7 protein-coding genes are annotated in these 8193 nt (G+C 36.4%); all 7 read right to left on the reverse strand.

Annotated features, from left to right (window positions below):
* On the reverse strand, positions 1 to 198 hold a 198-nt coding region (locus ACY2V1_RS09825), incomplete at its 3' end, for a hypothetical protein (protein WP_461834620.1).
* Positions 199 to 220: 22 nt separating this feature from the next.
* Complete coding sequence (locus tag ACY2V1_RS09830) at positions 221 to 2329, reverse strand: SDR family oxidoreductase (protein WP_461834621.1); 2109 nt, start codon at positions 2327 to 2329, stop codon at positions 221 to 223.
* A 100-nt stretch (positions 2330 to 2429) separates the two neighbouring features.
* A complete protein-coding gene (locus tag ACY2V1_RS09835) occupies positions 2430 to 3572 on the reverse strand; it encodes an acyl-CoA dehydrogenase family protein (protein WP_461834622.1) in 1143 nt (380 codons plus the stop codon).
* Between the two features lie 12 nt (positions 3573 to 3584).
* The gene (locus ACY2V1_RS09840) at positions 3585 to 4748 is read right to left on the reverse strand and encodes an acyl-CoA dehydrogenase family protein (RefSeq protein WP_461834623.1); all 1164 of its coding nucleotides are present in this window, start codon (positions 4746 to 4748) and stop codon (positions 3585 to 3587) included.
* A 24-nt stretch (positions 4749 to 4772) separates the two neighbouring features.
* Positions 4773 to 5918 carry a CaiB/BaiF CoA transferase family protein gene (locus ACY2V1_RS09845; protein ID WP_461834624.1) on the reverse strand — a complete coding sequence of 382 codons (1146 nt, stop codon included), beginning with the start codon at positions 5916 to 5918 and terminating at the stop codon, positions 4773 to 4775.
* Positions 5919 to 6149: 231 nt separating this feature from the next.
* On the reverse strand, positions 6150 to 7802 hold the full coding sequence (locus ACY2V1_RS09850) for a class I adenylate-forming enzyme family protein (protein WP_461834625.1): 1653 nt from the start codon (positions 7800 to 7802) through the stop codon (positions 6150 to 6152).
* A gap of 23 nt (positions 7803 to 7825) precedes the next feature.
* Positions 7826 to 8193, reverse strand: a 368-nt coding sequence (locus ACY2V1_RS09855; protein ID WP_461834626.1) for an AMP-binding enzyme, incomplete at its 5' end; no start/stop codon positions are given.

Consider the following 8193-nt stretch of genomic DNA (forward strand, 5'->3'; position numbering starts at 1 on the left):
TTTATCTTTATTTGACAAAGCATAAGAAGCCGCTGAAACTGCCATGGTAATTGAATCTTCATCCCAATTACACATGGCTCTTTCACCCTGGGCAACCATCATCAGTGCTGGAGAAAACCAACCCATGGCCTGATAAATTGCCTGACGGGAAAGTCTTAATTTTGGAATATATGCTCCATAGGATTTAATGCCTATCATAGTCCCTCCCATTAATCCTTTTTCAATTTAATTTAAATAACTTCTCAATTAATTGAGACTTCATAATATCACCAGAAATCTTTAATTTGCCTGAAGTATATGCCTGCATAGCTGGCAGTTTCCCATTCATCATATCTAAAAAGTCTTTATCTTCCATCTCAAGTGTAGTTGTTGGATTATCAATGACACCTTCTGTTATATCCAGATTCCCATTTGATATTTTAACTACCCACTCACCTCCAGATTTTCCAGATATTTTAAATAAAAATGAAACATCTACACCTTTTGATGCGTCTTTTTTAAAAGCTTTAGGCATTGCAGCAAATACTTCATTTGGAGAATTAAATATGGTAAAATCACCTTTTGCATCTTGATCTGGCTTTTTATTTAAAGAGGATAGTAGATCTGTTAGTTGTTCTGTTAGATTTTTATATACCTTAAAATCTTTTAGACTGCATATATAATCGAGATTTTCCTTTATTTTTTCAGGACTTGGAACTTCTCTCTTCTCTGATAACATAATTCCAGGACCAGTTCCAATGACAACTCGATTATAAGTCCCTAGTCCAGCATTGTATATTCTTCCTGATATATCGCACTTATCACTAACTAAATATATGACCAATGGAACAACATACTCTGGTTTTGCCTTATCCAACATATCTGCAGGAAATATGTCTTGTGTTAGCCTGGATGCTGCTAAGGGCGCCACCGTATTTACCTTTATATTATATTTTTCTCCTTCTTCTTTTAGGGTGTTCATAAAACCCACGAGGGCCAATTTAGCAGCAGAGTAGTTTGCCTGACCAAAATTTCCATAAAGACCAGCTGCAGAGGTTGTAAATATTATTCTTCCATAACCTTGTTCTTTCATTTTTAAGAATGCAGGCCTTGTAACATAGTATGCGCCATTGAGATGGACATCCATTACTCCATGCCACATATCAGGATCCATTTTGGTAAAGGATTTGTCCCTCAATATCCCTGCATTGTTAATAAGAATATCAATGCGTCCAAATCTTTCTATTGCAGTTTTTATAATATTTTCTCCACCTTCTTTGGTTGCAACATTGTCGTAGTTGGCATATGCCTCTCCACCAATGGCCTTTATCTCATCCACCACCTTTTGAGCAGGGGTTTTTGATGCGCCAGTTCCATCTCTTGATCCTCCTAAATCATTTACAATTACCTTGGCACCCCTTTTTGCAAGTTCAATGGCGTAAGCACGTCCAAGGCCTCCGCCTGCTCCTGTTACAACTGCTACTTTTCCTGTAAAATCTATCTTTTCCCTCACAAGCTCACCAAATTCAAACTCACCCATATCAAGGATCACATCACCAGTTTTGGCATTTACCACACGATAGAGGGCCTTATCATCAGAAACCTTCCAGATAAGTGTTTTAATGGGAGTTCCTGGATATAAGGGCTTTGAAAATCTACATGAAATCCTTCTGACCTTCTCGGGTCTGCCAGGGACCAGAGTTTTTATGAGTGCCCTGCACGCAAACCCCAAGGTACATAATCCATGCATGATTGGTTCTTTAAATCCCACTTGCCTTGCAAATTTAGGGTCCACATGGAGGGCAAATAGATCACCAGATAGCCTGTAGATTAAAGGCTGGTCTGGGGAAGGGCAGTCTTCTACAACAAAGTCTGGATCTGTGTCGGGAAACTGGATTGTTTTTTTCGGTGGTTTTTCTCCTCCAAAATTTCCATCTAATCTCCCAACTATTGTAATGGTACTGCTAAATAATTTCTTTCCTTTTGCATCTTTTGTTATTGACTCTCCAACAATTATTGCACCTTTATCACCGAGATCATAGTAATTTTTTATATGGCCGGTTGTTATAAATTTACCCTCTGTGGGGATTGGCCTGTGAAATACAATCTCCTGTTCTCCATGCAGGATCCCAGCTGTATTTACATTTGCCTTTGCCCCTAATTTAAAGAGAAAATCAATAATTGTAGCAATTGAAAAAGTGGGAATGACCTTAAGGTCCTTTTCATACACGTATTCAAGTTCATCAAAACCAGCCCCAACACCAAGTGCATATAACACTACATCCCGCCACGAATATTCCTTTTCTATGGGGCCTATTTTTTCACCAATTGCATCAAGGTTTAATGCCATAACCTACCCCCTGGTTTAATGTTCTTAAATTAATATGCGACTGCGTACATCTTACTGAGCGCCAATTTACTTAAATAAATTGGTTACTCAATAAACATTATTAAAATCCCAAAAATTTTCCTATAATTTTTTTCATTATTTCATTTGTCCCAGCAAATATAGACATGACCCTAACATCCCTAAAAGACCTCTCAATAGGGCACGACTCAAGTGCACCTGCCTCTGCATAGATATCCAGACATCTATCTGCAACCTTTTTTACCATATCAGTTATCCAGTATTTTGCCATGGAGATTTCAGCAATTACCTGTTTTTTTTCCATATGATCTACAATTAAACTTTCCAAAAATGTCCTGGCCATTTTTATTTCAGTGGTCATTTCAATCAACGAGAATTGGCTAGATTGGTATTTTGTGTATGGCAGTCCCATGAATGATTTATTTTTTGCAAATTCCGTTGTAGTATTTAAAATAAATTCTGCAGCAGCAAGTGCACCTATTGCACATATAAGCCTTTCCTGTTGTAATTTTTCCACTAACATCAAAAATCCGTCATTCTTTTTACCGAGTAAATTACTTTTGGGTATTCTACAGTTTACAAAAAAAAGTTCAGCAGTATCCTGGCTGTGCATTCCCATTTTATCCAGTTTATTTCCCTTTTTAAACCCTTCTGTTCCATCTTCTACAAGATACAAAGATAGTGCTTTATAAGGGTCTTCTACTTCTGGATCCCTTGCTGCAACTATTACTAGATCACAATTTATACCATTTGAAATAAATGTTTTTGATCCATTTAAAATAACATAATCACCATCATCTGTTGCAGTAGTCCTAATAGAAGTTAAGTCACTTCCTGCATCTGGCTCAGTCATGGCAACTGCTGTTATTATATCACCACTTACACATCCAGGAAGGTATTTCTTCTTTTGTTCTTCAGTTCCATAACTTACAATATAAGGGACAATGATGTCACTATGTAAACTGGCATAAAGCCCTGCATGGTTAGTATATGCCAATTCTTCTGCCAAAATCACGGAATACAAAAAGTCGCCCCCACGTCCCCCATATTTTTCTTCCACCATGGGACACAAAAATCCTGCTTGCCCCATCTTCCTCCATGCATCTTTTGGCACCAGTTTGTTTTTTTCCCATTCATCTACATTTGGAATTACCTCTTTGTTTAAATAGGATCTAAGTTTCTCTCTAAATTCATGGTGTTCTTTTTTGTATGGTAATATTTGCATATAACACCTCTTTTAAACTCCAGTTTGAAAAATAAGTTCTCTTAATTTGTATTTATCTCCTCCATAAAGTTCCAGACACTTGGCATCTCTATAATATCGTTCCACATGATATTCCCTCATATATCCATATCCTCCCAGGAGCTGAATAGCATGATCTGCGATCTCTTTAGCTAGTTGTGCGCTCATATACTTGGCACATAAGGAGAGGTTAAGTAATTTATCTATTTTCTTTGACTTAAGACCTTTCTTTTGGTTAGAAATAATTTTTGATGCCTCATAAGTTAAGTACTTAGCACTATTTAGTTTAACTATCATTTCACTTACCTTATCCCTGATGGCTGGAAATTCCATTAATTTTTTCCTAAACTGCTCCCTTAATTTTATGTGTTCTACACCTTTTTTTATGCTGGCTGAACCAATACCAATACCTATGGAGGCAAGCATAATGGCCTCGCTTATTATATATCTTTTAAGATCACTTATAGAAAATAAGCCCTTTCCTACAAAGTTTTCTTCATTTACCATTATCCCCTTTAATTTTACTTTATATCTGGGAATCATGTTCCAACCTAAGCCCTTTGGTTCAGGGATTATTTTTATATTATTTTCCATTGAAAGGAGAAATAACCCAACTCCTGATTTTTGGTCTAAGAGATATCTGTCTATTGCCAATATGAGGTGGTTTGCATAAGATGCATATGGGACATATCTAATTTCACCCTGTATTTCAAAACCGTTTTCTTTTTTAGTTACATTCAGTTTATCTATTTGTTTTTCTCCCAATAGTAGAGAATAAATTGAACCCAGATTAGAAGATATAAATCTTTCTCCTGCAAGTAGTTGTGGCAGCAGGTCTTTTTTTTGCTCTTCAGTGCCAAATAAAAAAACTGCTTCAGCGCCAAGCTGGGAATAAACTATTGACAGGGCGAACGTGGAATCTACAGAGGCCAGTTTCTCTCCAACTAAAACTGACTCAAAATAGCTCAAACTTCCACCCCCATAAGATTCGTCAATATGTATGCCCAGAAATCCTAAGTCACCTGCCTTTTTGATAATATCTGTAGGAAATGTTGGATTTTTATCGTAGTTAAGGGCAGTTTCTAAATCAAACTCTCCCTTTGCAAATTCCTCAGCTGCCTTTATGATCTGTTTTTGATATTTTTCAGAAATGGACATAAAATTTTTCCCAACATGCTATATTCACACAATTTCTCTAATTTCTTCCCTTGAATAACCAAGACTTATTAATATTTCCTCTGTATCCTTGCCAAAATCTGTGGGTGGTGTATGGATGTTTGCTGGATTTTTTGAAAACTTAATTGCAGGTCCTATAAACTTGTTTTCTTTATCCTCTTGGTCCTTGCAAGAGACAACCATTTTTCTCTCTTTAAACAAAGGAAGTTCTATTGCCTCTTCATAATGGAGTACCTCAGACCAACAACAATCAACGTGGCGAAGTTCTTTCTTCCATTCATCCATGGTCTTTTGTTGAAATTTTTCCCTGAAAAATTCAATTATCTCTTCTCGATGTTCGTCGTTATATTGGAGAGGAATATATTTTTTGCAGTCAAAAAACTCACAAATTTTTCTCCAGAATCTATTTTCAACAGCACCCAGGGCGATTGCTCGACCATCTTTTGTTTTATAGGTGTTGTAACAAGCATATCTGTGGGATAGGAGGGTATTTGATCGTCTTGGCGGGATATTTTGAAGTTTCATAAAAAAGAATATTAAGGTGGTAAGAGACAAGACACAGTCTGTTAATGACACATCAACATATTGACCTTCTCCAGTCTTTTCTCTGGAATAAAGGGCCATAACTATTCCAATAACACCATATAGTGCTCCAACTACATCTGCTATTTGAATTCCAGGGATAGAGGGAGGAGCATTTGGGATGCCAATTAAATCTAACACGCCAGCATAACTGAGATAATTCACATCATGACCTGCTCGCATTCTAAACTGTCCATCTTGTCCATATCCACTAAGTGAGCAATAAATAATGCGGGGATTGATCTTTGAAAGGTCTTTATATCCAATCCCCAATTTATCAACAACACCTGGCCTAAAACCCTCAACTACCACATCTGCATCTTTTACCAATCTGTAAAATGCTTCCTTTCCCTTGGGCTTTTTTAAATCAATGTTTATATGCTTTTTGTTTCTATACAAGTCTCTGATAAACAAATCATCTTTAAAACGCTTATCTTCTACACATATTACTTCTGCCCCATTATCAGCAAGGATCATAGTACAAAATGGACCTGGATATAATCTTGATAGATCAATTACCTTCACTCCGTTAAGACAACCTATTAATTTGGATAATTCTTCCTCAACCATTTTTTGCTCCTGTTTTATATTGTAACTGAGCGCACGTTTAGTTTTGTATTATATTTAAATTTTTTTCATGTCAAGAAGTTAGAGAAATTTTTATTAACATCGTTATGTGGAACAATTGTTTTTTCAAGGGTGGAGATTAACAAATAAGATAAAGTGAGTATCCTGAGAAATTCAAAGAAATATCCAGAAGGGTCATGTGTTGTCATGACCCTTCTTTAAAGCAAGATTAAATTAACTTAGCTGTTTTTTTAGCTCCCTTTTTAGAATTTTTCCAACAGGATTTCTTGGAAGTGTATCTATAATTTTTAATTTTTCAGGAAACTTGTATTTTGCAAGTCCTTGTTCTTCCAAAAATTTGCAAATCTCATCTAATGTTATATTTTCACCAGGGGCTGGGACTATAAAGGCACATCCTCGTTCTCCAAGGACTTCATCTGGGTAACCTACAACAGCTACCTCTATTACCTTGGGATGTGCAAGTATTGCATTTTCTACTTCCTGTGTACTAATATTAAAACCACCTCTTACAATGATATCTTTTTTCCTTTCAAAAAATCCGATATATTTTTCATCTTTAATCACAAAGAGGTCGCCTGTATAAAAATATCCATCTTCATCAAAGGATTTTTCAGTAATATCTGGCCTTTTAAAATAACAGGGTATGACATTTGGCCCTTTGTATGCAAGTTCTCCAACATCTCCAACATTGATTACTTCTCGTCCTGTGGTTGGATCTATTAATTTTAATTTAATTCTTTCATTTAAAATATCAGAAGACCACTTTGTGTTGGGTCTCCCATAAAATGGAAAGTGATCAACTCTTTTTTCTATATCTGGTACATCTTTTACACCTGCAATAATGCCAGTTCCTTCATTCTGTCCCCATACATTGCCAACATCTATATTCCAGCGTTTTTTGAACTCCTGCATGGTGTAAAGGGAAGGCGCTGCAGAACCTAAAGTTACATATTTCAGGGAGCTGAGGTCAAATTCTTTGGATTTGGGGTGTTTTACAATTATATTTGCAATAGCCGGGACCATTAAAGTATAATGAACCTTTTCCTGTATTATTTGTTTTATATAAAGCTCAAAGTCAAAGGGATGGTGCAGAACAAAAGAGCCACCATGAACTATCCACGGCATATATGTTGTTCCAATAGCTGCCATATTCACAAGTGGCCCAGCTGTTATGTATATTGTGTCTTCAGATAAACCCACTGAATCTTTTTGAATAAGTGCCTGATTAATCCAGTTGTTGTGACTTAAAGGACATCCTTTGGGATCTGCTTCAGTTCCAGAAGTCCAGCATAGGGTAAAGATGTCGTTTGCATCAATATGTACTTTTTGGAGACGCTCATAGTCAGGTTCTACATTTAGCATATCTCTTAAGTTGTTATACAATAGGACATTTTTGATAGATGAATGTTGTTTCATTAATTCATTGGCCAGATCTTTGTGTTTGAATCCTTTGAATTCTTGAACTGTAATTATGAGTTTAGCATTGGTGAGTGACGCAATATATGAGAGTTCTTTTTTTCTCCATTGCATGGGAACAGGGCTGGTTATGGCACCAGCTTTTGCTATACCAAAATAAAGCGCCGCAAGTTCCCAACAATTAGGTATTTGAACCATTATTATATCATCTTTTTCAATTCCCATATCCAGGAGCACTGTAGCAACAGAATCTGTTGCCTTTTTGAATTTTTCATAGGTTATTCTTTCAGGCGATGAACCTATTAACTCTTCTTTATTGTAAGGATCTATTACAGCTATTTTTTCAGGAAATTTTTTTGCATTGTTCTCAAAATAATCGATTAAAGTTGTTGTTCCCCACCATCCTTTTTGGGTGTACTCTTCAAGCCTTTTTTTAGGTGCAAGTATCATGTAATCCTCCTATTTATTTAAATTTATTTAAATAAATCTTTATAAGTTACTCTGAGATCTCTTTTTAAGAGTTTACCTGTGGGTGTCTTTGGCAGCGCATCCACGATTACAACCTTTTTAGGAATCTTAAAGGGTGATAGGTGCTTTTTGCAGTGTTCAATTACATCTTGCTCAGTTAACTCTTCCCCTTTTCTAGGAACCACAATAGCACAGACTGCCTCCACCCATTTGGGATGGGGAACTCCAATAACAGCTACTTCTTCAACCCTTTTATCCAGATATATGGCCTCTTCTACTTCGCGACTTGCCACATTTTCGCCGCCTGTCTTTATCATATCCTTTTTCCTGTCTACTACTGTAATATAGCCTTCTTCATCCATGACTCCAAGGT

It is taken from the genome of Desulfothermus sp., assembly GCF_053993635.1.